The organism is Herbaspirillum camelliae (assembly GCF_001929405.1).
Classification (GTDB): Bacteria; Pseudomonadota; Gammaproteobacteria; order Burkholderiales; family Burkholderiaceae_D; genus Herbaspirillum; species Herbaspirillum seropedicae.
Genome location: NZ_KV880769.1, coordinates 1,618,521 through 1,640,693, shown reverse-complemented (window position 1 = coordinate 1,640,693; position 22,173 = coordinate 1,618,521). Strand labels below are relative to the sequence as shown.

Annotated in this window: 19 protein-coding genes; 5 read left to right on the top strand and 14 right to left on the bottom strand. The window is 65.5% G+C overall.

Going from position 1 to position 22,173, the window contains the following annotated elements; genetic code table 11:
• Positions 1 to 24: 24 nt before the first annotated feature.
• The 3 genes from BGK68_RS07275 to BGK68_RS07265 all read left to right on the top strand — a co-directional run bounded on the left by BGK68_RS07275 (position 25) and on the right by BGK68_RS07265 (position 2,955).
• Entirely contained in the window at positions 25 to 1,101 is a 1,077-nt protein-coding gene (locus tag BGK68_RS07275) for a putative urea ABC transporter substrate-binding protein (protein ID WP_075256533.1), read from the top strand.
• Positions 1,102 to 1,270: 169 nt separating this feature from the next.
• Positions 1,271 to 2,197, top strand: a complete 927-nt coding sequence (locus tag BGK68_RS07270; protein ID WP_075256532.1) for a TorF family putative porin — start codon at positions 1,271 to 1,273, stop codon at positions 2,195 to 2,197.
• 140 nt (positions 2,198 to 2,337) lie between these two features.
• Positions 2,338 to 2,955 (top strand): flavin reductase family protein, encoded by a 618-nt coding sequence (locus BGK68_RS07265; RefSeq protein WP_075256531.1) that lies wholly within the window; start codon positions 2,338 to 2,340, stop codon positions 2,953 to 2,955.
• Positions 2,956 to 2,967: 12 nt separating this feature from the next.
• Here BGK68_RS07265 and BGK68_RS07260 read toward each other — a convergent pair whose 3' ends face one another.
• The 9 genes from BGK68_RS07260 to BGK68_RS07220 all read right to left on the bottom strand — a co-directional run bounded on the left by BGK68_RS07260 (position 2,968) and on the right by BGK68_RS07220 (position 14,049).
• On the bottom strand, positions 2,968 to 3,411 hold the full coding sequence (locus BGK68_RS07260; protein ID WP_075256530.1) for a MarR family winged helix-turn-helix transcriptional regulator: 444 nt from the start codon (positions 3,409 to 3,411) through the stop codon (positions 2,968 to 2,970).
• Between the two features lie 101 nt (positions 3,412 to 3,512).
• On the bottom strand, positions 3,513 to 4,271 hold the full coding sequence (locus tag BGK68_RS07255) for a maleate cis-trans isomerase family protein (protein ID WP_075256529.1): 759 nt from the start codon (positions 4,269 to 4,271) through the stop codon (positions 3,513 to 3,515).
• Between the two features lie 8 nt (positions 4,272 to 4,279).
• Positions 4,280 to 5,305 (bottom strand): carbon-nitrogen hydrolase family protein, encoded by a 1,026-nt coding sequence (locus BGK68_RS07250; protein ID WP_075256528.1) that lies wholly within the window; start codon positions 5,303 to 5,305, stop codon positions 4,280 to 4,282.
• Between the two features lie 39 nt (positions 5,306 to 5,344).
• On the bottom strand, positions 5,345 to 6,280 hold the full coding sequence (locus BGK68_RS07245; RefSeq protein ID WP_075256527.1) for a fumarylacetoacetate hydrolase family protein: 936 nt from the start codon (positions 6,278 to 6,280) through the stop codon (positions 5,345 to 5,347).
• Between the two features lie 53 nt (positions 6,281 to 6,333).
• Positions 6,334 to 7,473: a cupin domain-containing protein gene (locus tag BGK68_RS07240; protein WP_075256526.1), complete on the bottom strand. Its 1,140-nt coding sequence runs from the start codon at positions 7,471 to 7,473 to the stop codon at positions 6,334 to 6,336.
• 31 nt (positions 7,474 to 7,504) lie between these two features.
• Complete coding sequence (locus tag BGK68_RS07235; protein WP_075256525.1) at positions 7,505 to 9,826, bottom strand: bifunctional salicylyl-CoA 5-hydroxylase/oxidoreductase; 2,322 nt, start codon at positions 9,824 to 9,826, stop codon at positions 7,505 to 7,507.
• Positions 9,823 to 10,266, bottom strand: coding sequence for an acyl-CoA thioesterase (locus BGK68_RS07230; protein ID WP_075256524.1), 444 nt, complete (start codon positions 10,264 to 10,266; stop codon positions 9,823 to 9,825). The genes BGK68_RS07235 and BGK68_RS07230 overlap by 4 nt, the downstream gene beginning before the upstream one ends.
• A 10-nt stretch (positions 10,267 to 10,276) precedes the next feature.
• Positions 10,277 to 11,785, bottom strand: a complete 1,509-nt coding sequence (locus BGK68_RS07225; RefSeq protein WP_075256523.1) for an indolepyruvate oxidoreductase subunit beta family protein — start codon at positions 11,783 to 11,785, stop codon at positions 10,277 to 10,279.
• Positions 11,786 to 11,844: 59 nt separating this feature from the next.
• Complete coding sequence (locus BGK68_RS07220) at positions 11,845 to 14,049, bottom strand: thiamine pyrophosphate-dependent enzyme (RefSeq protein ID WP_075256522.1); 2,205 nt, start codon at positions 14,047 to 14,049, stop codon at positions 11,845 to 11,847.
• Positions 14,050 to 14,503: 454 nt separating this feature from the next.
• Here BGK68_RS07220 and BGK68_RS07215 point away from each other — a divergent pair, with 454 nt between their 5' ends.
• Entirely contained in the window at positions 14,504 to 15,529 is a 1,026-nt protein-coding gene (locus BGK68_RS07215) for an AraC family transcriptional regulator (protein ID WP_083657744.1), read from the top strand.
• A 79-nt stretch (positions 15,530 to 15,608) separates the two neighbouring features.
• Here BGK68_RS07215 and BGK68_RS07210 read toward each other — a convergent pair whose 3' ends face one another.
• From BGK68_RS07210 to BGK68_RS07190, 5 genes are all read right to left on the bottom strand, one after another.
• Positions 15,609 to 17,237, bottom strand: coding sequence for a phytoene desaturase family protein (locus tag BGK68_RS07210; RefSeq protein WP_075256520.1), 1,629 nt, complete (start codon positions 17,235 to 17,237; stop codon positions 15,609 to 15,611).
• 5 nt (positions 17,238 to 17,242) lie between these two features.
• Positions 17,243 to 18,040 (bottom strand): cyclase family protein, encoded by a 798-nt coding sequence (locus BGK68_RS07205; RefSeq protein WP_075256519.1) that lies wholly within the window; start codon positions 18,038 to 18,040, stop codon positions 17,243 to 17,245.
• A gap of 38 nt (positions 18,041 to 18,078) precedes the next feature.
• Complete coding sequence (locus BGK68_RS07200; RefSeq protein ID WP_083657743.1) at positions 18,079 to 18,645, bottom strand: flavin reductase family protein; 567 nt, start codon at positions 18,643 to 18,645, stop codon at positions 18,079 to 18,081.
• 9 nt (positions 18,646 to 18,654) lie between these two features.
• The gene (locus BGK68_RS07195; protein ID WP_075256518.1) at positions 18,655 to 19,905 is read right to left on the bottom strand and encodes a styrene monooxygenase/indole monooxygenase family protein; all 1,251 of its coding nucleotides are present in this window, start codon (positions 19,903 to 19,905) and stop codon (positions 18,655 to 18,657) included.
• A 95-nt stretch (positions 19,906 to 20,000) separates the two neighbouring features.
• Positions 20,001 to 20,789 carry an SDR family oxidoreductase gene (locus BGK68_RS07190; protein ID WP_075256517.1) on the bottom strand — a complete coding sequence of 263 codons (789 nt, stop codon included), beginning with the start codon at positions 20,787 to 20,789 and terminating at the stop codon, positions 20,001 to 20,003.
• A 432-nt stretch (positions 20,790 to 21,221) separates the two neighbouring features.
• Between BGK68_RS07190 and BGK68_RS07185 the strand changes: the two genes are divergently transcribed.
• The gene (locus tag BGK68_RS07185) at positions 21,222 to 22,133 is read left to right on the top strand and encodes a SphA family protein (RefSeq protein ID WP_075256516.1); all 912 of its coding nucleotides are present in this window, start codon (positions 21,222 to 21,224) and stop codon (positions 22,131 to 22,133) included.
• Positions 22,134 to 22,173: the final 40 nt, after the last annotated feature.

Genomic DNA, 22,173 nt, shown 5'->3' with positions numbered 1-22,173 from the left:
TAAACCCTTCGAGGACCCTACGCCGTGTACAACATTTCCCGAATCCTTGGTGGCGCTGCCATCGCCCTGGCCGCCTTCACGGGTGCGCTTTCATCCGCCCACGCCGCCCCCCGCACCGACTTCAAGGTCTGTACCTCCATCTACGCCGGCTGGATGCCCTGGGGTGAAGCCCAGGCCCAGGGCATCCTGGCCAAGTGGGGCAAGAAGTACGGCATCACCATCAACGCCGTGCAGTTGAACGACTACGTGGAATCGATCAACCAGTACACCGCCGGCAAGTTCGACGGCTGCACCATGACCAACATGGATGCGCTGACCATTCCCGCCGCCGGTGGCGTGGATTCCACGGCCCTGATCGTGGGCGACTATTCCAATGGCAACGATGGCATCGTCCTCAAGGGCAAGAACAAGAAACTGACCGACATCAAGGGCCAGTCGGTGCAGCTGGTGGAATTCTCGGTCTCGCACTACCTGCTGGCCCGCGCGCTGGAAACGGCCGGCCTGCGCGAGCGTGACGTCAAGGTGGTCAACACCAGCGATGCCGATATCACTGCCGCCTTCTCCACTCCTGCGGTGACCAGCACGGTGACCTGGAACCCGATGCTGTCCTCGATTGCGGCCTCGCCCGATGTCTCGCTGGTCTACACCTCCAAGCAACTGCCCGGCGAGATCATGGACCTGATGGTGGTCAACACCAAGACCCTGCAGGAGAACCCTGCCTTCGGCAAGGCATTGACCGGCGCGTGGTACGAGATGATGGCCATCATGAGCGCCAAGGATGAACGCGCCACGCGCGCACTGACCGCCATGGGCAAGGCTTCCGGGACCGACCTGGCGGGCTTCCAGTCGCAGCTGGCGGCGACCGCCATGTTCTACCAGCCCAAGGCGGCGCTGGAGTTCGCGACCAAGAAGGAGCTGCCCGGCATCATGGGTCGCATCGCCAAGTTCAGCTTTGACCACGGCATCCTCGGCCCCAACGTCAAGAGCGCCGATGGCATCGGCATCGCCTTCGACGGCAACGTGGTGATCGGCGACAAGAAGAACGTCAAGCTGCGCTTCGACCCGGCCTACATGAAGATGGCAGCCGACGGAAAACTCTAAGTTTTTTGCGCGCATGCGCCGGTAGTCCCCACAGTACCTGCATCACAAGAATGCCTTGCGCGGGTCCGGCAACGGACCCGCCCGGCCCTGTTCGTCCCTCGCTTTCACACTGATCCACGCTGATCCACGCTGATCCGCGCTTACCTGGTACAACCCAACGGAGAGAACCTTGACTACCTACACCGCTTCCCTGTCGCGCCTCGGCGCCCTCAGCACCTGCGCCGCCCTAGCCTCCCTGCTGGCCTGCGCCCCGGCGCTGGCCGAGGACGCCCCCGCCGCCGCGCCCGCCGGCCCCTGGACCATCACCAAGCACATCGACCTGGCCTCGCGCTATGTGCTGCGCGGCGTCACCACCACCTACGGCAACGGCCAGCCGCTGGGCAACAGCGGCGCCGACGCGCCCGAATCGGACCAGGCAGCGCTGCAATGGGGCATCGATGTCGTCCACAGCAGCGGCTGGAGCTTCGGCTACTGGGCTTCCACCATCAACTATTCGTACAAGCAGTTGGGCAATTCCTACAGCGACCGCAGCATCACCGAATTCCAGAAACCGCGTTCGGTGGAAAACGATCTCTACTTCGCCTATGCCGGCAATATCAGCGGCGACCTCGGCTATACCCTGGGCATGACCGGCTACTACTATCTCAACGGCAGCCATGCCAATGCGCTGGAAACCAAGGCGGGCCTGACCTGGGGCGCGCTGTCCTTGAATGCCCAGACCCTGCTCAACGACGTGGTCTGGGGCAACAAGGGCGACACCTACTGGACCCTGGTCTACACCAAGCCGCTGCCCTATGACATCACCTTCACCAGCACGCTGGGCGCCTACACCTACAAGCGCGAAGGCAAGTATCTCGGCACCCGCGATACCGCCACGGGAGCAGCCTGCGGCGCGGGGCAGGCCTTCGCGGTCAATGGCTGCTTTGCCGGCAACGCTCCCAGCAGCGGCGGCCTGCGCCACCTGACGCTGGGCCTGTCGGCACCCTTCCCCAACTCGCCCATCACCTGGTCGCTGCAAGCCATCCTGGGCGGCTACAACCGCTTTGACGTCAAGCAGGGCAACCAGCTGGTGGGGATGTTGAGCCTGGGCTTCTGAATGGCGGATTGCTGACAGTCCAGGCAGCGCAGTGACCGTCCGTATCTGGCAGGAATGATGCGGCGGCCTGCCTGCCGCAACAGCAGGGGCGACATAATGCGGGTTCCATCCGCTTTCACCGCAGCTTGTCCGCCCTTGCCATGAACCCGCTCTTTCACCGCTATGAACCGCGTCACGGCCACGGCCTGGCGCATGATCCCATCCCGGCCATCCTGGGGCCGCGTCCGATCGGCTGGATCTCCACCCGCAGCGCCGAGGGACGACCCAACGTCGCCCCCTACAGCTTCTTCAACATCTTCAATTACCGGCCTCCCATCGTGGCCTTTGCCAGCGTGGGCAAGAAGGATAGCGTGCGCAACGCCGAGGCCACCGGCGAATTCGTCTACAACCTGGCCACGCGCACGCTGGCCGATCAGGTCAACCTGAGCAGCCTGGAACAAAGTGAAGTCGATGAATTCGCACTGGCCGGATTGACCGCAACACCCGGCATGGTGGTGGCCGCGCCGCGTGTGGGCGAAAGTCCGGTGGCCATGGAATGCCGGGTGACGCAGATCCAGCAACTGAACGCGCTCGATGGGCGCACGCTGGAGACCTGGATGGTCTTCGGTGAAGTGGTGGCGGTCCACATCGACCAGGCGCTGCTGGCCGATGGCGTCTACGATACGGGCGCTGCGCAGCACATCCTGCGCGGCGGCGGACCGGCGGATTACTTCGAGGTGCTGCCGCAGGGACTGTTCCAGATGCGGCGGCCCAAGTGAGCCGGGACCAGGTCAGCGCTGCGGACGGTAGCGCGTGATGATTTCCTGCAGCAGTTCCTTGAGCATCTCCACCTTCTGCGGATTCATCGAGGCCAATACCTCGCGCTCATGCTGCTCGGCCAGTTCGATCAGACCCGAGACCAGCCGGCGTCCATTGCGCGTGACCCGCACCAGGGTATAGCGGCGATCATCCTGGCTGGTGGTGCGCTCCACATGGCCCTGGGCTTCCAGCCGCAACAGCAAGCGCGTGACGGTAGGCTGCTTGCTCACCGCCGCATCGGCCAGGGCCGAGATGCTCATGCCGCCATTGCTGGCCAGGATCGACAGCACGCGCCACTCCAGCACCGACAGGCCGTGTGCTTCCACCACTGCATGAAACTGGGTCGACAACAACTGCCAGGCCTGCCCCAGCAGTGCCGGCAGGTAGTTGTCGACGAATGCCTTTGACTTTGCCATTCCCCTCACTGCCTCTTCTTCTGAAAGCAGCAAGGATACCCCGTCCCCGGGCGCAATGGGGAGACCCATGGCGTCCTCGGACGAGGCTTTCTTGACCCCGCTCAATAGCGCCCCGACAGCAGCGCGCCAAAGCCCGGCACGGCGGTCTGCAGCTCCAGCCGCTTGAGCATCATGTAGGTGGTGGCCACTGACGAAGACAGCACCGGCAGGCCGACGCGATCCTCGATGGCCTGGACCGAGGCCAGCGACGGCATCTGCACGCAGGCCGACGCCACCACGGCATCGATCCCCTTGGTATGGAGGCGCTTGGTGATCTCGATGGGCGCACGCGGGTCCTGGCGGCCCACTTCCAGGTTGTCCGGGATTTCCAGCGAAATGCTGTCGACCACCTCGATGCCCTCATTCTCGATGTAGTCGATCACCAGTTGCGTGAGCGGCTTCATGTAGGGCGTGAGGATGGACACCTTCTTCGCGCCGATGGCATGCAGGCCATCGACCAGGGCGCCGGCGCTGGTGACCACCGGGGCCGGACCGCCATTGTCCACGGTGCGTTGATGCAGGCGTTGCTCGGAGAGGCGATGATAGCCGCGCCCCATGCTCATGATGGCCACCAGGCAGGCATAGCCCAGCACATCGACGCGCGCATCCGAGAGCTCCAGGGCGCAACGGTCGCTGTCGCCATCCATGGCGGCCAGCTCTTCCTTGGTGACGTGCTTCATGCGCATGCGGCTGGAGTGGAAGGTGAAGCGCTCCGGCAGGATCAGCTCACGCGCGCGCAGGATGGCCGGGATCTCGGTCTCCATGGTGGTGTTGGACGAGGGCACGATCTGCCCGATGCGATAGCTGCGTGGGGTGCTCATTGGCGTGCTCATGCTTGGCCCTCCGGGCTGTCCGCCGCTGCATCGACCGGCGCTTCTTCCATGACGCCGCCGCCATCGGAGAAGTGCGCCGCCTGCAGAGGCTGGCGATTGACGTTGAGATTGAAGACATCGAAACGGTTGTAGTGACCGGTGATGTCGTGCATCTGGCGCGGCTGGATGCAGCGCGAGAGATCGATGTCGGCATAGACGATGCCTTCCTCGTCGATGAGCGGGCTGCCGATCACCCGGCCATCCGGACCCAGCACGCCCGAGAAGGCGCTGTTGCGGCGCGACAGCAGCGCGCGGGCCTGCGGATGGCTGGCTTCCATGGCCTGGATGATCTCTTCGGAGACCGTGGAGCAGGAGACGATGGTGAAGACCTTGCCCTCGAAGCAATGCGCCGCTGCGCGCACCTTGATGGCGTCGGCCATATCGTAGTCGGCCGGCGCCACCGGCAGCGCGATATAGCTGGCCACGTGGACCAGCTCGCCTTGCGCCAGCAGCGAGAAGCGCGCCAGGGTATTGGTGTTTTCTCCACAGGCCAGCGCGCCCAGCGGGCCGATGCTGGTCTGGTGCACGCGCAGGCCGGAAGCGTCGCCCGGCGCCCAGGTCAGCTTCTCGGCCCAGGTCGGTACCAGCTTGCGATGGCGGCCAATGATGCGGCCATCATCGGCAATCGTCACCACGGTGTTGTAGATCGTGCCGATGCCGTGGCGGTTGCGCTCGTTCACGCCCACCACCACGTTGACCTGGTGGCGCGCTGCGGCCTGGGCGATCTTGCTGATCTCCGGGCCGGGGATCTCGATGGCCGAGCGCGCCAGGCGCTCGAACCAGCTGCTGCCCTCGATGGGGTTCATGATCCAGCTCCAGTAGGGATAGCCGGCCACGAACACTTCCGGGAAGGCCACCAGCCTGGCGCCGTTGCCGGCGGCCTCGGCAATGAGCGCCACCACCTTGTCGACGGTGGCGTCGGTGTCGAGAAAGACGGGCGCCGCCTGGACCGCCGCGGCCTTGAAACGTTGAAGTTCGAGCATGTCAGTTCCTTGTGATTGAACAGGCTGGTGTGCGCAGCTTCAGGCCTTGCCCGGCGGCAGTTCGCCGACCGCCACGATGGGGTTGCGCAGGCTGCCGATCTTTTCCACGGTGGCCACCACCACGTCGCCCGGCCACATCCATTCCTGCGGCGAGCGGCCTGCGCCCACGCCAGCCGGGGTGCCGGTGGCGATGATGTCGCCGGGTTCCAGGGTGATGCCGGCGCTGATGTCGGCGATCAGGGTATCGACCTTGAAGAGCATGTGACGGGTGTTGGCGCTTTGCTTGGTGACGCCGTTGACGGTGAGGCTCAGGTCCAGGTTGTGCGGATCGGGGATTTCATCGGCGGTGACGATCACGGGACCGAAGGGCGCGTAGGTGTCCTGGCCCTTGGAATAGATCCACTGGCCGGCGCGGCGGTTGTCGCGGGCGCTGATGTCGTTCATGACGCTGTAGCCGAACACGTAGTCCAGCGCGCTGGCCTTGCTCACACCCTTGGCCTGCTTGCCGATGATGACGGCCAGTTCCACTTCCCAGTCCATCTGGCGGGTGATGGCCTGGTTATGCTCGATGGCGTCACCCTGGCCGATCACGGTGGTGGGCGGCTTGGAGAAGATCACCGGTTGCTTGGGCAGCTCCTTGGAGGTATCCAGGGTGCGGCTGGACTCTTCCACGTGTTCGACATAGTTCAGGCCGATACCGAAGATGTTCTTGCGTGGACGCGGGATCGGCGCCAGCAGCTTGACGTTGACCAGCGGACGCGCCACGCCCACTGGCCACTGGCCGCGATGACGCTCCAGCAGCGCGGTGGTGCTGGTCATGGCGCACGGACCGAGGTCGATGAAGTCCAGCATGTTGTCGGGCAGGGCTTCGCCGGCGTGCAGACCCAGCTGTTGCAGATCGACGACCAGCTCATCGACGATGGCGCCCAGACGGGCAGCGGCGCTCACATTGGCGCGATAGGTAACCAGTTTCATTGCATCTCACTCCTGTTGGATGTTGGTGGGGCGTTCAGAAAATCCCTGCAGCCTCATTGGCGTGCAGCGGTGATGATGGGTTGGTGGCCCTGGTGCTCGGCATAGGCTTCTTCGCGGTACAGGCCCAGCTTTTCCATGACCGGCAGGTCGCTGAAGCAGAACAGGCAGGCGTCGTCGCTGGCGCTGCCGTTGACGTGCTCGTGCCAGGCCCAGGACGGGACGCAGAAGATGTCGCGCTCCTTCCAGTCGAAGCGCTGGCCGTCGATGATGGAATGGCCATGGCCCTTGGCGACCTGGTAGATGAAGCTGCCGGTATGCCGATGCGCACGTCCCGCGAAGCCCGGCCGCAGCAACTGCATGCTGGCGCCGATGGTGGCCATCACATGGCCGCCGCCCACGGGATTGGTGTAGTGCATCAGCAGGCCGTCGTAGGGACTGCCTTCGGCTGCGCGCGCATAGCGCTGCAACGCCTCGTAGGTCGGCCCCCACTGGTACTTGAAGAGCGGCGAGTAGGGTCTGTTCCAGCCCACGTCCTGCGGACGCAGTCCGGGTGCACCCCACAGCGCCACGGCGTCATCCACCGGATGGGCCACGGCCTGGTGCAGGTCTGGATGCACGGCGTAGAAGCCCGCTTCCAGCGCATTGACCAGCGGGATATCCAGGCCATCCTGCCAGATGCAGGGCAGGCCATCGGCTTCGACGCCATGTTCGTGCCAGGTGCCGTTGGGGGTGAGCACGAAGTCATTGGCTTCCAGCGTCATCTTGTGGCCATCGACGATGGTGTAGGCGCCGCGACCTTCCATGATGAAGCGCAGGGCCGAGGAGGAATGCGCATGCGCGCTGGCCACCTCGCCCGGATGCATCACCTGCAGGCCCGAATAGAGCCAGCCGACGGCGGCGGAGACCTCGCGCCGGCCCGGATTGTCGAGATAGATCACCCGGCGGCCCGCCTTCTCCGGCGAGACCAGCGCCACCGAACGCAGCACATGCTCGCGCAGCTCGGCATAGCGCCACAGCACTGGTACCGATTGCGACTTCGGCTGCCAGGGTTCGATCTTGTTGGCCACGGTCCACAGCGCGCCGGTCTTCAACTGTTCCAGCTGGCGGTAGTAGGCCAGCAGTTCCGGCGTGTCCGAGACATCGGCACGGCCGGCCACGCTTTCGCGGTACTGATCGTAGGTGTCATTGCTCACGATGCTTCCCTTTCATGGATGGGTTGACGACTCAGCGGCGGGTGCCGGCCAGGCTGCGTTCCAGCTGGTCACGGCCCCACTGGTAGGCCGGCGGCCAGGCCACGTCCGACCATCCCTGGCGCGCACTCTCGTGCAACAGCCAGGCCGGATCGGCCAGCAACGGGCGCGACAGCGCGCACAGGTCGGCGCGGCCCGAGGCGATGATGCCGTTGACCTGGTCGGCCTCGGTGATCGCCCCCACGGCGATGGTCGGTACACCCGCCTCGTTGCGGATGCGGTCGGCAAACGGTGCCTGGAACATGCGGCCATAGACCGGCTTCTGCGCCGGGGTCACTTCGCCGGAAGAGACATCGATCACGTCGGCCCCATGCGCATGCAGTTGGCGGGCGATTTCCACCGCCTCATCCACGGTCGTGCCGCCCTCGGCCCAGTCGGTAGCCGAGATGCGGACCGACAGCGGCAGGTGCGCAGGCCATGCGGCACGCACCGCCTTGACCACTTCCTGCACGTAGCGCAGGCGGTTTTCCAGCGTGCCGCCATACTGATCCTGACGCTGGTTGGTCAGCGGCGAGAGGAAGCTGGAGAGCAGGCAGCCATGCCCAGCCTGCAGCTCCAGCCAGTCGAAGCCGGCCTCGACGGCACGCCGCGTAGCGGCCACGAAGTCCTCGCGGATGCGCGCCAGTTCATCATGGCTGGCCTCGGCCGGGACCTGCGAAATTCCTTCCAGATAGGGCAGCGCACTGGCCGAGACCAGCGGCCAGTTACCCGTCGTCAGCGGACGATCCGGCTGCTCCCAGCCCAACTGGGTGGAACCGCGCCGCCCCGCATGATTCAGTTGCAGGCCGATGCGGGCCTGGCTGTTGGCATGGACCATGTTCACCACGCGCTTCCAGCCCTGCTTCTGTTCCTCGTTCCACAGGCCGGGGCAGCCCGGCGTGATGCGCCCTTCGGGACTGACGGCGGTAGCTTCGGTGAGCAGCAGGCCGATGCCGCCCAGCGCGCGTGCGCCCAGGTGCACCAGATGGAAGTCGCCCGGCACGCCGTCACGCGCCGCATACAGCAAGGTAGGGGACGCCACCACGCGATTGGACAGCGTCAGCTCGCGCACCTTGAAGGGTGTGAGCAGCGGCGGCGTAGGACGCGCGCCATCGGCGGGCAGGCCGGCGCACTTGGCCAGCCAGCGCTCGTAACCGTCGAGCCACTGCGGATCGCGCAGCCGCAGATTCTCGTGCGAGATGCGCTGCGAGCGGGTCAGCAGCGAATAGGCGAACTGTTCCGGCTCCAGGTCTGCATAGCGGGCGATGTTCTCGAACCATTCGGTGGAGTTGCGCGCGGCGTTCTGGATCTTGAGCACTTCCACGCCGCGCACCGCTTCGTAGCGCTCCAGGCCAGCGCGCAGGCCGCCCGGCTGCTTGAGCATGTTGGCCAATTCGATGGCGTCTTCCAGCGCCAGCTTGGTGCCGGAACCGATGGAGAAGTGCGCCGTATGGGCAGCGTCGCCCATGAGCACCACCGGGACTTGCGCCCCTGCCTCGCCATGCGGGCGGGTCCACTGCACCCACTTGTCGCAGATCACGCGGGGGAAACGGATCCAGATGGCCGAACCGCGCAGGTGGGTCGCGTTGGAAATGAGCTTTTCGCCATCGAGCCAGGGCGCAAACAGTTTTTCGCAGAAGGCCACTCCATCTTCCTGCGACATCTTGTCGATGCCGGCGGCCTGCCAGGCGGCATCGGTGGTTTCGACGATGAAGGTGGACAGGCCATTCTCGAAGCGGTAGGCGTGCGCCTGGAACCAGCCATATTCGGTCGGCACGAAGATGAAGGTGAAGGCGTCAAAGACTTTGTGCGTCCCCAGCCAGACGAAGCGGCAATTGCGCTGGTCGATGTCGGGACGGAAGGTGTCGGCATAACGGGTGCGCACGGCGCTGTTGATGCCGTCGCTGGCGATGAGCAGGTCGGCCTGGTACTGGCGTGCGATCTCCTGGTCATCCTGCACCTGGGTTTCGAAGACCAGTTCCACACCGAGCTCTTCGCAGCGCGCCTGCAGGATGTTGAGCAGGCGCTTGCGGCCGATGCCAATGAAGCCGTGGCCGCCACTGCGGATGACGCTGCCCTTGAAATGCACGTCGATGTCATCCCAGCGGCTGAACTCGCCGGTGATGGTGGCGGCCGATACCGGATCGGCCTCGCGCAGGTTGTCCAACGTGGCATCCGAGAACACCACGCCCCAGCCGAAGGTGTCATAGGGACGATTGCGCTCGACCACCACCACGCGGTGGGACGGGTCCTGCAGTTTCATCAGCAGACCAAAATACAAGCCGGCGGGACCGCCGCCGATACAGACGATGTTCATGTCGCACTCCTTTGTTGTGGGTGAGCCCCCGTCTCCAGGGCATTGCGCAGCAGGGCGGGCACATCGATGGAGCGGTGCGTCTGCAGCGAGGTGCAGACCAGCACCTGCCGCACCTTCATGCGCAACTGTCCGTCGGCTGCGGTACAGGACAGGTTCAGCGTGAGGGACTTGCCGCCGACGCGCTCCACTTCCAGCGCCAGCGTGACCTCATCGCCCATGCGCGAGACCGCCTCGAACTGCGCCTGCAGTTCCACCGTGGGCAGGCCGTAATGCAGCTGGCCGATGTAGCCGGCAAAGCCGACCTCGGGCAGCAGGTGGTCGATCCAGGCTTCGAGCAGATCGTTGAAGAGCACGAAGTACTGGGGATAGAAAACGATGCCGGCCGGATCACATTCGGAAAAACGGATGCGGTGGGGGCGTTCGAATCGTTGCAGAGTCATGTCGCTCTCCTCATTGCAGGGCGTGCTGTTGCAAGCTGGCGCGCAGCTTGTGGCCGTGCTCGTCGGCCAGCTCCGCTTCGCGCAGTTCGCGCAGCACCGCCGGGGCCAGGGCGCGGGCATGGCGGTCCACTACCTGCATCAGGGTTTCGTAGTTGCGCAGGCCGCGCACATGGGTGTCGCTGTAGCCCTTGACCAGCCGCTGGCATTGCGCCACTTCCAGCGCCAGGGCCGGATTGACGGCGGCCAGCGTGGTCACGCGCTGCCACCAGCGTTCGATGCGCTCGGTCTCCTGCGCGTAACGCAGCGTGACGCGGCGGAAACGCCGCCAGCGCGACAGCCCATAGAGCAGCAGGAAGCCCGGCAGCGAACTGGTCTTGATGACCCGCCCTTGCTGCGTGCAGCGGCGCACCAGGCGATGCGCCCAGTGCGGACGGGCCAGCCAGCGGCCCAGGCCGGCCGGCAGGGTCTCGCAGATTTCTTCCAGGCGCGGATGCATGAATTCGTTGATGTCCACCAACTGCTCCTGCTTGGCGCGCACATCGCTGCGCACGCGATCGAAGCGGCTGCTGCGGGTCTTGATATCGGCCACGCGGATGGTGTCTTCATAGGACATCCATAACGCCAGGTAGCGCGCCGACTCGGCCAGCAGCTCCGGCTCCTGGCCCCCGGGCGCAGCCGCCAGCGCCGCCAGCCGTTGCAGGTAGAGGGCGGCGTAGTCGGGGTCCTGATAGTCGATCAGGCGGCGCACGCCCTCCACCGCAATGGGCGCCACCGCTGCGGGATAGGCCTGGGCCTGCTGGACCAGCCGGGCGACCTGCCTGTCGGCGATGGCGGCCACGTCCACCGGCTTGAACATCGGTGCAGCCGCTGATGCACCCGGTTCTGCCGCCTCGGCCTGGCGGGCCTGGTCGTGACCCACGGCGAAGGCTTTCAGGCTGGGCTTGACGCCCACGCCGCCGCGTTCGATGGTGGCCTCGAACTGGGCGCGGCTGAAGGGCAGCACGCCGGTGCCGCACAGGCTGCCGAAGAGCACGGCGCTGATCACGCTGCCCACCCGTTCGGCGGCCTCGGCCATGTCGAAGCTGACGAAACGCTTGGCGGCCTTGCGGGCGTGCTCGACCAGCGCGTCGCTATCGACGCGGCCATCGCCCATGGCGGTGCGCTCGCCGATGGAATAGACGCGATGGGTGGAACTGAGCAGCGTGGTGCGGTCCGGGGTGACCAGTCCGCGCTGGACGGCGCGCCCGGCTTCCATCAGTTCGGAGGCCAGCACCACATCGACATCGCCCGGCATGGGCATCAACGCCAGCACCGGGGTGCGCGCACCGGGCTGGTCGGCGCCGGGGAACAGTTCCACGTAGTAGATGGTGGCGCCGGTGCGCTGGGCCACGCCGGGCACGGAGGTGGTCTGGGCGAAGTAGCCATTGGATTCGCCCAGGTCGACGATCCAGTCGGCCAGCACGCCGCCGCCTTCGCCGCCCATGGCGAGGATGGCGATCTTGATCGGTTTAGGGGACATGGTGCAGCTCCATCTTCAAAGTCAGGTTCTTGTACATGGCGGTCATGCCGTAAGCGCGCTCAGAAGGCATAGCGCGCACGGCGCCTGGCGTCGCGTCCTTGCAGCCAGCCGATCACCAGGGTGCGCACGCGCTGGCGCAGCTGGTCCATGCGGCTGGGATTGGTGATGATCTCGGCGCGGAAGAAGGACGGGCACAGCACCGCGGCATGCGAGACCTCGCCGCACAGGCCGCAGCCCACGCAGCTGTCCACCACGGTGGCCACCGGATCGCGCCGCAGCGGATCGGGATTGCTCTTGATGGACAGCGACGGGCAGCCCGAGAGACGGATGCAGGAGTGATCGCCAGTGCAGGTCTCGGGATCGACCCCAAAGCGCTCGCGCACCACACGCTGGCCGGCGGCGATGGCCTTGCGCATCTTGGGCTTTTCGCGGCGCTGCAGGTTGAGCATGCATTCGCTCTGCGCTACCAGCACCTTGGGGCCTTTCTCGGTGGTGGTCAGGGCTTCGCGCAGGGTGCTGGTCATGCGCTTCAGGTCATAGGTGCGCTTGATGGTGCGCACCCACTTCACTCCCACGCCCTTGACCGCTGCTTCGATCTCGTGACCGGTGCTGCGGGTGGCGTTGAGGGCGCGCGAGGACAGGATGTCCTGGCCGCCGGTGGCCGAGGTGTAGTTGTTGTCGATGATGATGGTGAGGTTATCGCTCTGGTTGAAGACCGCATTGGCCACACCGCTGGTCAGGCCGTTGTGCCAGAAGCCGCCATCCCCCATCACCGCGATGGCGCGCTTGCCGGCTGGCGCGTTGAGCGCGGCCGCCCCGGCCCCGCCCAGGCCATAGCCCATGGTGGTATTGCCCAGGTTGAAGGGCGGCAGGATGGAGAACAGGTGGCAACCGATGTCGGCGCTGATGTGGTGCTCGCCCAGTTCGCGCTCCACCAGCTTCATGGCGGTGAAGATGGGGCGTTCGGGACAGCCGGTGCAGAAGCCCGGTGGCCGTGCATGGACCGACTGGTCCAGCGTGGGCAGCTTGGCTTCGGTGATCTTGACCTCGCTGGACTTGGCCGGCGCGTTGCCGTTGGCGATGGGAATCACGCGCGCGGTTGCCGGGGCCGGAGCCGGGGCTGCCGGCGCCTCGATGAGCTGGTAACGCTCCAGGAACTTGCGCACGCCCGCCAATACGGTGGCGGTGTTGTATTCCCCGGCCATGGGCAACAGATCCTTGCCATGCAGTTGGGTGGCCGAGCCGAGCTGGCGCAGGATGTTGGCCACGTTCTGCTCGACGAAGTTGGGCTGGCCTTCTTCCAGCACCAGAATGGCGCGCTTGCCCTGGCAGAAACGCTCGAACTCGGCATCCACCAGCGGATAGGCCACGTTCATCACGTACAGCGGGATCTTCGACTCGCCGAATACATCGGCCAGACCCAGTTGCTCCAGCGCACGGATCAGGGTGTTGTAGGTGCCGCCCTGCAAGGCGATGCCGACGTCGGCTGCACCTTCGGCAAAGAATTCGTTGAGCGCACGCGCACGGATGAACTCGATGGCGGCGGGCCAGCGCTGCTCCACCTTTTCCTTTTCATGCAGGAAGCTGGCCGGCGGCAACACGATGCGGCTGAGGTCGCGCGCCGGGTTTTCCAGCGCGTCCTTGACCGTGAAGGCCGGACGTCGGTTGGCCGAGCTGACGAACTGGCCATGGACGTGGCAGGAGCGGATGCGCATCTGCAACATCACCGGCGTGCTGCTGGCTTCGGACAGGTCAAAGCCATCCTTGACCGCCTGCACGATGCAGGGCAGGTTGGGACGCGGGTCCAGCAACCACATCTGCGACTTCATGGCAAAGGCGTGGCTGCGCTCCTGCATGATGGAAGAGCCTTCGCCATAGTCTTCACCGACGATGATGAGCGCACCGCCCAGCACCCCGCCCGAGGCCAGGTTGGCCAGCGCGTCGGAGGCGACGTTGGTGCCGACGGTGGCCTTGAAGGTCACCGCCCCGCGCAGCGGATAGTTGACCGAAGCGGCCAGGGTGGCGGCGGCGGTGGCTTCGCTGGCGCTGTTCTCGAAGAGGATGCCGTGCTCGGACAAGATGTCCTGGGCGTCGGCCAGCACGTCCATCAGGTGCGAGATGGGTGCGCCCTGGTAGCCGGCGACATAGGCCACGCCAGATTCCAGCAAGGCCTTGGTGACGGCCAGGATGCCCTCGCCGCTGAATACTTCTCCTGCGCCCAGGCGCAGTTTCTTGACTTCTTCTACGAATGATCGCTCGGCCATCGTGGTCCCCGTGTGCAGTGAATTTCCTTGAGTTGCACTTTCGTTTCTGGGGACGCTGGCGTCAATACATGATTAATCATGCATTAGGACTTTTGGCAGAGGCTGGATAGGGCGCGCATTTCCGGGATAGGAAAGGGGCCGTGCGAACCGTGATGGTCGTGACGGAAGCAAGGCGGGCGGCGCGCAGAACACCGCATAAGATAATGATTTACGGATTTTCCGTTACCCGCTGACAACATCCTCTGTGCCTACCGACAACGCCATGTTGCAGCGCATATTGCTTCTGCAGGCCTGGCAATGAGATAAAGGCAATACAAGAACTAAAACATGATTTTTCATGCATCTTGGCACGGAACTTGTTAGGCAAAGGAAGTCATTCCGCCCTCTTGTTGCCGTCCAGATGATGAGATGACAAGAGACACCACCGCCGGACTAGCCCGCAGAGGTAGCAGCCATGATGAACGTACTCCACTCCGATCCATCCACCGGGCGCATGCCCATGCCGGCGTCGATCGAACGCCTGCTCAACGGCTCCAACAAACTCCTGTTCGCCTCTTCCGACCTGGACGAAGTGCGCTCCATGGTGGGCCGCGTGATGAAGCCGCACCGGCTGGACCTGGCCGGACACGGCGAGCGGCTCGATGCGCGGATGCACTACACCTCGCTGGGCGACCTGTCGGTGAGCCGCCTGCGCTATGGCTCGGCGGTGCAGATCGAACCAGGGGCGCTGGAGAGCTTCTTTCTGGTGCAGATGCCTCTTTATGGATCGGCCAGTATCGAAAGCGGTGCGCAGCGCATCGATTCCTCGGCGGAGCTGGCTTCGGTGCTGAGCCCGCAGGAAGCCACCCGCATGACCTGGATGGCCGGCACCGACCAGCTGATGCTGCGGCTGTCGCGTTCCCTGGTGGAACGCACGCTGGTTGGTTATCTAGGCCATCCGCTCAACGAGCCGCTGCGTTTCGAGCTGGGCTTTCGCTGGCGCGACTGTGCGCCCTGGCAATGCATGCTGGCCTACCTGATCGATTGCACGCTGCAGCATCCCGACCTGGCCATGCACAAGATCGTGGTCTCGCAGATCGAGCAACTGGCGGCCTCCATCCTGGTCACCTCGCATCGCCACAACCATTGCGAGGACGCCCCGGCGCGCCGCAGCACCATCCTGCCGCGCCATGTGCGGCGCGCCCAGGATTTCCTCGAAGCCCACGCGCATGAGCCGGTCACGGCCGAACAACTCGCCCAGGCCGCCGGGGTGAGCGTGCGCAGCCTCTACGCCGGTTTCAAGGATTTCCTCGGCGTGAGTCCCATGCAATACCTGCGCGACCTGCGCATGGAGCGCGCCCGCACCGAACTCATGAGCGGCGACAGCAATCACGTGGCCGGCGTGGCGCTGCGCTGGGGCTTCGCCCACATGGGGCGCTTCAGCAACGAGTACAAGCAGCGCTACGGCGAATCGCCCAGCAAGACCTTGCGGGCGCGCTGATCCACCCTCCGGTTGCGAAAAAAAACGCCGGGATCAACCGGCGTCCAAGACCCTCCAGACCAGAGAAGAGAAAGATGCATCAGCGCCGCGCCAGCCGCTGCGCCACCATGTAGCCGGAGCCGGCGCCCAGTCCCGGTCCGGGGTGGGTGCTGGCGCCGATGTGGAAGACATTGGCCACCGTGGTCTGCTGTCCGCGTGCGCCCTGGCTGCCGGCGAAGGGGCGCAACCAGAAGAACTGGTCAGGTGAACAGACGCCCGAATACGGATCGCCGCCCACCAGGTTGCAGTTCAGCGCCTCCAGATCCGCCGGCGAATAGGCCCGGCGGCCCACCACCTGCTTGCCCAATCCCGGCATGACCCGCTCCAGCCGCGCCTGTACGCGATCGGCAAAGGCCTCGCGCACCGCCGTGTTCCAGCGTCCATCGGCCGGCACGGCAATCTCGCCGGCGGCATCGCCCTTGAGGCGGGTGGGCAACTCCTGCATCTGTATCCACAGGATCCAGCCGCCCGCAGGCGCGCGTGATGGATCGGCCGTCGTGGGCTGGCCGATGGCCAGCGTGGGGCGCGCGGGCAAGTAGCCATTGTTGGCCTCGGTGACGTTGGCGCAGACCTGCTCCATGCTCTCGGCAAGGTGGACCAACGGCACCTGCAACAGCTCCGGCGTGGTCCAGGCCGGCGGCGCATCCAGCGCAAAGTGGATCTGCATGCCGCCGCGGCCGAACTGATAGCCCTGCGCACGCTGCTGCACCTGCTGCGGCGCCTGCGCCAGCAAGCGGCCATAGAGTTGCGGCGGCGTGACGTTGCAGACCACGGCCTGGGCCGCCTGCAACTGCGTGCCATCGGCCAGCGCCACCCCGGTGGCGCGCTGCTTGCGGCCTTCGCCGTGGGTGAGGATGCGCGCCACGTCGGCATGGGTGCGGACCTCGCCGCCATGCAGTGCAATGAGACGGGACAGCGCCGCCACCAGCTGGCTGCCACCGCCCTTGACCACCGGCATGCCGCCACTGACCACCGCCGCGAAGGTGAGCTTGCCGATCAGGGCCGAGGTGGCATCGTCCGGACCGAGGCCGGAATGCAAGACCCACGGCGCGATCAGGGCGCGGGCCAGATCGGATGTGAGGGTGCGCTGGGCCCAGCGGCGGAAGCTCTCCATGGCGTCCGCGCCGAAGCCCAGCAGGCCATCCAGGCCGCGCGCGCGCCATTCGGAAAAGAGCAGGCGCAGCAACTTCCAGCCGTAGGGATCGCTGCCCAGCAGACCGAAGGTCAGCGCCGCATCCTGGCCGAACAGACGCTGCGCCATCGCCAGCAAGGCCGCGCCATCGCCTGGTGCGAGCGCGTCGATGCGGGCGGCGGCGTCGGCCAGGTCCTGGCGCAGCGCCAGGCCTTGACCATCGGGCGTGACCAGTCCGGTGGTGTAGGCCGGTTGCAGCAATTCCAGTCCGGCGGCCTTGAGGTCATCGGCCAGTTCCGCATACGCGGGGCTGCCCATGAACAGCGGATACCAGGACGACAATACCTCATGGGTATAACCCGGAAACAGCTCTTCGGTACGGATGCAGCCGCCGGCGCGGTCATTGCGCTCCAGCACCAGCACGCGCTTGCCGCGCCGCGCCAGCAGCGCCGCGCCGACGAGCGAATTGATGCCGCTGCCCACGAAGATGACATCAGCGGCGTCTGCACCGGAAAAGGAATGTGCGGAGAAGGCCATTTGCCTTACTCCACCAGCGCCAGCACGCGCAAGGGACTTCCGGAACCGCCCTCGATCTTGAGCGGCGCCGAGAAGATGATGGCGCCCTGCGGCGGCAGCTGGTCGAGGTTGCGCAGGCATTGCAGGCCATAACGATTGGCCCCGTGCATCAGGGTATGGCAGGGATAGGGAACAGGCCAGGCGTAGGACTGGCCGGCATCGGTATTGATGGTTTCCACCCCGAAGCCATGGACCTTGCGCTGGTGGATCAGCCATTCCACCGCCGCCTGCGTGGGACCGGGTGTATGGGCGCCGTCCTCGCGCAGGTTCAGGAACGCGTCAGCATCATCGGCCCGCAGCGACCAGTCGGTGCGCAACAGCACCCAGGCGCCGGCGGGGATGGCGCCGTGGCAGGCTTCCCATTGCGCCAGGAAAGGCACATCGAGCAGCCAGTCTTCATTGGCCGCCACTTCGGCGCTGGCGTCGATCACCACGGCCGGCGCAATGAAGTTGCCGGGTGCGATGGTGTCCACGCTGTTGCCGGGATGGTCGCGTCCGCTGATCCAGTGGACCGGGGCGTCGAAGTGCGTGCCGGTATGTTCGCCGCAGGAGAAGTTGTTCCAGTACCAGGCTGGACCGGCTTGATCGTAGTGCGAGATGCGTTCTATCCGGAAACCCTGCACCTGGCCGAACTGCGGCGGCAGTTGCAGCGCGGGGAAGGAAGGCGACAGCGTCTGCGTCAGATCGACCACACGCAGGCGGCCATCGGCCAGACCGGCAGCCAGGGCGGGCAACAGCGCAGTGGAGGCAGTGGGGGATGCCATGGAGGGCTCCTTGTGGAATCGGTGGATCGGTGGATCTTTCAGGACGAGGCCTGCAGCGCCGTGAAGCGCCCGGCATGGAAGACCAGCGGCGCGGCCGGCTGGTGGTGGGTGCGTACCACGCGCCCGACCATGAGCAGATGGTCGCCCACGGTACGGCAATGGTCATGCTGGCACACCAGCACGGTCAAGGCGTCGCCGATGACGGGCAAGCCTTCGGGCGCGTGCGCCACGGCCACGCCCTCGAACTTGTCGGCAATGGCCGGGGTGGCGAAGCGGCGCGCCAGTTCCTCGTGGCCATCGGCCAGCACATTGATGGCGAAGTGCGAACAGTCGCGGAAGGCCTCCAGGTTGGGCGAATGGTTCACCAGGCTCCACAGCACCAGCGGCGGGTCCAGCGACAGCGAGGCGAAGGAATTGATGGTCAGCCCGACATCGCGTCCGTCAGCGGTGCGCATGGTCACGATGGCCACGCTCGTCGGGTAGGCGCCCATCAGGTTGCGCAGGGTACGGGGCGCCAGGTCGGTCTGGCCCCAGGGGGCCGGTGCTGCTTGCGCTGCGGTATCTGCAGCAGTATCGGCATAGGCCAGGTCGGCGGTGGTGGACATGATGGCTCCTTATGCAGCAACAGCCACGGTCTTGGCCTGGTGGCCGGCGACCAGTGCCTCGCAGGCCTTGGCGTCGGCCCACCAGGGGAAGTAGCGCGGCGGGTGGTTGAAACCTTCGGCAATTTCCTTGGCCAGCGAAGGCATCTGTCCGGCCGCGCCCAGCAGACCCAGGATGTGCGGCGGCGGCGGGGTCAGCAGCGAGTTGGTCCATTGCACGACCCACTTGGCGTAATCCCAGAATTGTTCGAAGGTCTGCTCCATCCAGTCGCGGGTGTAGGGCTGGTCGCCATGGGCGAGGATGGCGTCCAGGTAGACCTTAGCGGCCTTGGTGGCGTTGTTGGCGCCCTGTCCGGTGATGGGGTCATTGGTGGCGACGGCGTCGCCCAGGCCGAAGACCAGGCGGCCGGAAGGCAAGGTCAGCACCGGCTTGCGTACGGTGGGCGCAAACGACCCTGCCAGGATGCCCTTGTCGTCGGTCAGCTCGGCCCGCTCTGCACGCTCGGCCTCCCACGGCAGGTACTTGCGCAGGAAGTCCTTGGAGGTCGCCAGGTGTTCCTGCGGCGTACGCACCTCGCGCCAGCAATCCAGCGGACCACCGGGGATGCCTTCGAAGACCATGATGTCGCAGGGACCGGAGAGCGTCAGCGCCGGGAAGACGAAATACTCGCCCACCCCGGGAATGAGATTGAAGGCCACGCTGGAATAGTCCGGCTGGGGTGTCAGGCCATGCACGTAGGTCAGCGCCAGCGCGCGTTGCGGCTTGTCGAAGGGAGAACGGGCGGCGTCGCGCTCGAAGAGCTTGACCACTTCCCCCTTGCCGGCGGCCAGGATGACCAGGTCGTGCTGCTCGGCCAGGGTTTCCAGTTCGGCCACGCCGGCGTCCTGGATCAGCACCTTGCCGCCGCGCGACTCTACCTGCTCCAGCCAGGACGACATCTTCAGGCGCTGGTCCACCGCCTGGGCCGGGCGATCCAGGCGGGCGCGCCAGTCGATGACCTTGGCGCCGGCCACTTCCGGATGCGGCACGGCAAAGCTGATGCCCTGCACCGGGGGACATTGTCCCTCCCAGTCATTGATGCCCAGGTCGCGCTCGATCTGCAACGACGGATCGAACATGCACTGACTGGACATGACCTTGCCGCCGCGCAGGTCGTCTGGCGTGCGATTGGTCACTACGGTGACCTGATAACCCTGGTCCAGCAGACCGAAAGCCAGCGGAAGACCGGCCTGACCACCACCTACGATCGCGATGCTACGCATGATAATTCTCCTCTCGATGTCGATCGAATCAGATCGATCGTTGCAAATCGTTTAAATGCTTTAAATTTTTAAAATCGTATAAATCATTGATCGCGTCATTGCGCCAGGCGCGCAATGGCCGGCACGGCCTGCTCCGGCCCCATGGCCGAATAGCCGCCATCCACCGCATAGTCGGCGCCGGTGACGAAGGAGGCATGGCCGGAGAGCAGGAAGGCCACCACATCGGCCACTTCTTCCGGATTGCCCACGCGCTTGAGCAAATGGAAATCGGCTGCCACGCGGTCGGTCTTGGCGCGGTCGCCGCCGGTCAGTTCATCCATCACGCGCGACCAGGTCCAGCCGGGCGAGACCGAATTGACGCGAATGGCGTCGCCGGCGAAGTCCATGGCCATGTTGCGCGTGACCTGCACCAGCGCCGCCTTGGAAACCGGATAGAGCCAGCGTCCGGTCTGCGCCACCTTGGAAGAGATGCTGGTGAAGTTGACGATGGCCCCGCCGCCAGCCTTGACCATGTAGGGACGCGCCGCATGGGCGGCCATGACGGCGCTGACCAGGTTCACATCCAGGGTCTTGAGCCAGTCCTGGCGCGAGGAGGCGGCGCCGTCATCGAGATAGGACGCGGCCAGGTTGACCAGGAAATCGAGCCGGCCGAAATGCGCCGCCACCTCTTCCATCGCCTTGGCCACCTGGGCGTCATCGGTGATGTCCACACGCCAGAAGCGACAGGCGCTGCGGTCCTCGCCAGCCACGCGCTGGCCGCCATCGGCGTCGATGTCAAACAGCGCCACCTTGACGCCGTAGCTGCGCAGACGCTGGACCACGCCTGCACCGATCAGGGTGGCGCCGCCGGTGACGACAGCCACTTTGCCTTCGAGATCTTTCATTGCGCTCATCCTCTGTTCTCAGTTGTCTGTTGTGGTGATGCAGGGCGAAGCGCCTGATGGCATCACTTCTTCACTTCGTCGCTTCGCCGCTGCCCCTGCAATGCATGATGGACGCAGCAAGCCGTAAGTCCCTATCCGCAGCGCGCACGGGTTATCCACCATTTGCCGCAATTTGAAAATCAGCGGGATGCAGCCCGCGTGCTTTGCCACGCGGCAAGCCGGCGTTCACCGTCGGCGCAAGTTCCTGCACAGAAGGGATAGCGATGACCGGATCTGGATCATCGGTTTGTCCACGCTGCCGCGATCATTGATCCGCCTCAATTCATCTGCACGCCAGGCCGCGGCGCCCCGCTCGGGGCCGCGGCAAGGGCTGAAGCGAGCGCGTCGTCCGCACCTGACCTGCCACCACCATTTCAACCACAGAGGGAAACCATGAAGAACGCACCACGCACACTGCTGGCACGCGCCCTGGGACTGGGCTGCAGCCTTGGACTGGCCCTGGCCTGCCTGCCGGCTCACGCCATCGATAGCAACGGCCTGCCGTCCTATCCGGACGGGCTGGAAAACTTCGGCTCGGGCGCACTGCCGCCACCGGGGGTCTATGGGATGGTCTATACCGGCTATGCGCAATACGATCACGTCCGCGGCAACAATGGCCAGGACATCGGCCCGCCGGACTTCCGCGTGCAGGTGGGCGTGCTGGCGCCGCGCGTAGTGTGGGTCACGCAGCAAAGCATCCTGGGCGGCCAGTTGGCCTTCCACGCGCTGGCGCCGCTCCTGGATGTGGATGTACGCGCGGGCGGTCGCACCTTCCACAGCCGTGGCCTGGGCGACATCACCGTCGGCCCGGCCCTGGCCTATCACGCCTCGCCGGCGCTGCACTATGCCGTCGGCTTCGACATCACCATGCCTAGCGGCCAGTACAGCGTCGACAATCCGTCCAGCCTGGGCAAGAACATCTGGGTCTACCAGCCGCTGCTGGCCCTGAGCTACCTCCAGCGCGAGGGCGTCAATGCCGACCTCAAGCTGATGTATGACTTCAATGGCCGCAACGGCGCCACGCAAACCCGTTCGGGCCAGGCCATCCACGCCGACTATGCGCTGGGCTGGGGCTTCGGCAATGGCCTGGTGGCCGGCGTGGGCGGCTATGTCTACCAGCAGGTGACCAATGACAACGGCCCCAATGCCGCCGCCGGCAAGTCGCAGGCGCTGGCCATCGGCCCCAACCTGAAGTACGACAACGGCCGTGGCCTGGTGGTCACCGCCAAGTTCCAGCAGGAATACGACATCCGCAACCGTCCCGAGGGCAAGCAGTTCTACGTGAAGGCCATCCTGCCGTTCTGACCCGGCACGCCCGCCGGCCTGCTGCTTGCCCATGGGCCAG

Bases quoted from the DNA above. Each gene is read 5' to 3' on its own strand.
- BGK68_RS07255 (WP_075256529.1), bottom strand. From the start codon at position 4,271: ATGAGCACCCCACGCAGCTATCGCATCGGGCAGATCGTGCCCTCGTCC.
- BGK68_RS07250 (WP_075256528.1), bottom strand. From the start codon at position 5,305: ATGCTCGAACTTCAACGTTTCAAGGCCGCGGCGGTCCAGGCGGCGCCC.
- BGK68_RS07195 (WP_075256518.1), bottom strand. From the start codon at position 19,905: ATGCGTAGCATCGCGATCGTAGGTGGTGGTCAGGCCGGTCTTCCGCTG.
- BGK68_RS07205 (WP_075256519.1), bottom strand. From the start codon at position 18,040: ATGGCATCCCCCACTGCCTCCACTGCGCTGTTGCCCGCCCTGGCTGCC.
- BGK68_RS07235 (WP_075256525.1), bottom strand. From the start codon at position 9,826: ATGAACATCGTCTGTATCGGCGGCGGTCCCGCCGGCTTGTATTTTGGT.
- BGK68_RS07210 (WP_075256520.1), bottom strand. From the start codon at position 17,237: ATGGCCTTCTCCGCACATTCCTTTTCCGGTGCAGACGCCGCTGATGTC.
- BGK68_RS07220 (WP_075256522.1), bottom strand. From the start codon at position 14,049: ATGGCCGAGCGATCATTCGTAGAAGAAGTCAAGAAACTGCGCCTGGGC.
- BGK68_RS07265 (WP_075256531.1), top strand. From the start codon at position 2,338: ATGAACCCGCTCTTTCACCGCTATGAACCGCGTCACGGCCACGGCCTG.
- BGK68_RS07215 (WP_083657744.1), top strand. From the start codon at position 14,504: ATGATGAACGTACTCCACTCCGATCCATCCACCGGGCGCATGCCCATG.
- BGK68_RS07225 (WP_075256523.1), bottom strand. From the start codon at position 11,785: ATGTCCCCTAAACCGATCAAGATCGCCATCCTCGCCATGGGCGGCGAA.
- BGK68_RS07245 (WP_075256527.1), bottom strand. From the start codon at position 6,280: ATGAAACTGGTTACCTATCGCGCCAATGTGAGCGCCGCTGCCCGTCTG.
- BGK68_RS07185 (WP_075256516.1), top strand. From the start codon at position 21,222: ATGAAGAACGCACCACGCACACTGCTGGCACGCGCCCTGGGACTGGGC.
- BGK68_RS07260 (WP_075256530.1), bottom strand. From the start codon at position 3,411: ATGGCAAAGTCAAAGGCATTCGTCGACAACTACCTGCCGGCACTGCTG.
- BGK68_RS07190 (WP_075256517.1), bottom strand. From the start codon at position 20,789: ATGAAAGATCTCGAAGGCAAAGTGGCTGTCGTCACCGGCGGCGCCACC.
- BGK68_RS07230 (WP_075256524.1), bottom strand. From the start codon at position 10,266: ATGACTCTGCAACGATTCGAACGCCCCCACCGCATCCGTTTTTCCGAA.
- BGK68_RS07200 (WP_083657743.1), bottom strand. From the start codon at position 18,645: ATGTCCACCACCGCCGACCTGGCCTATGCCGATACTGCTGCAGATACC.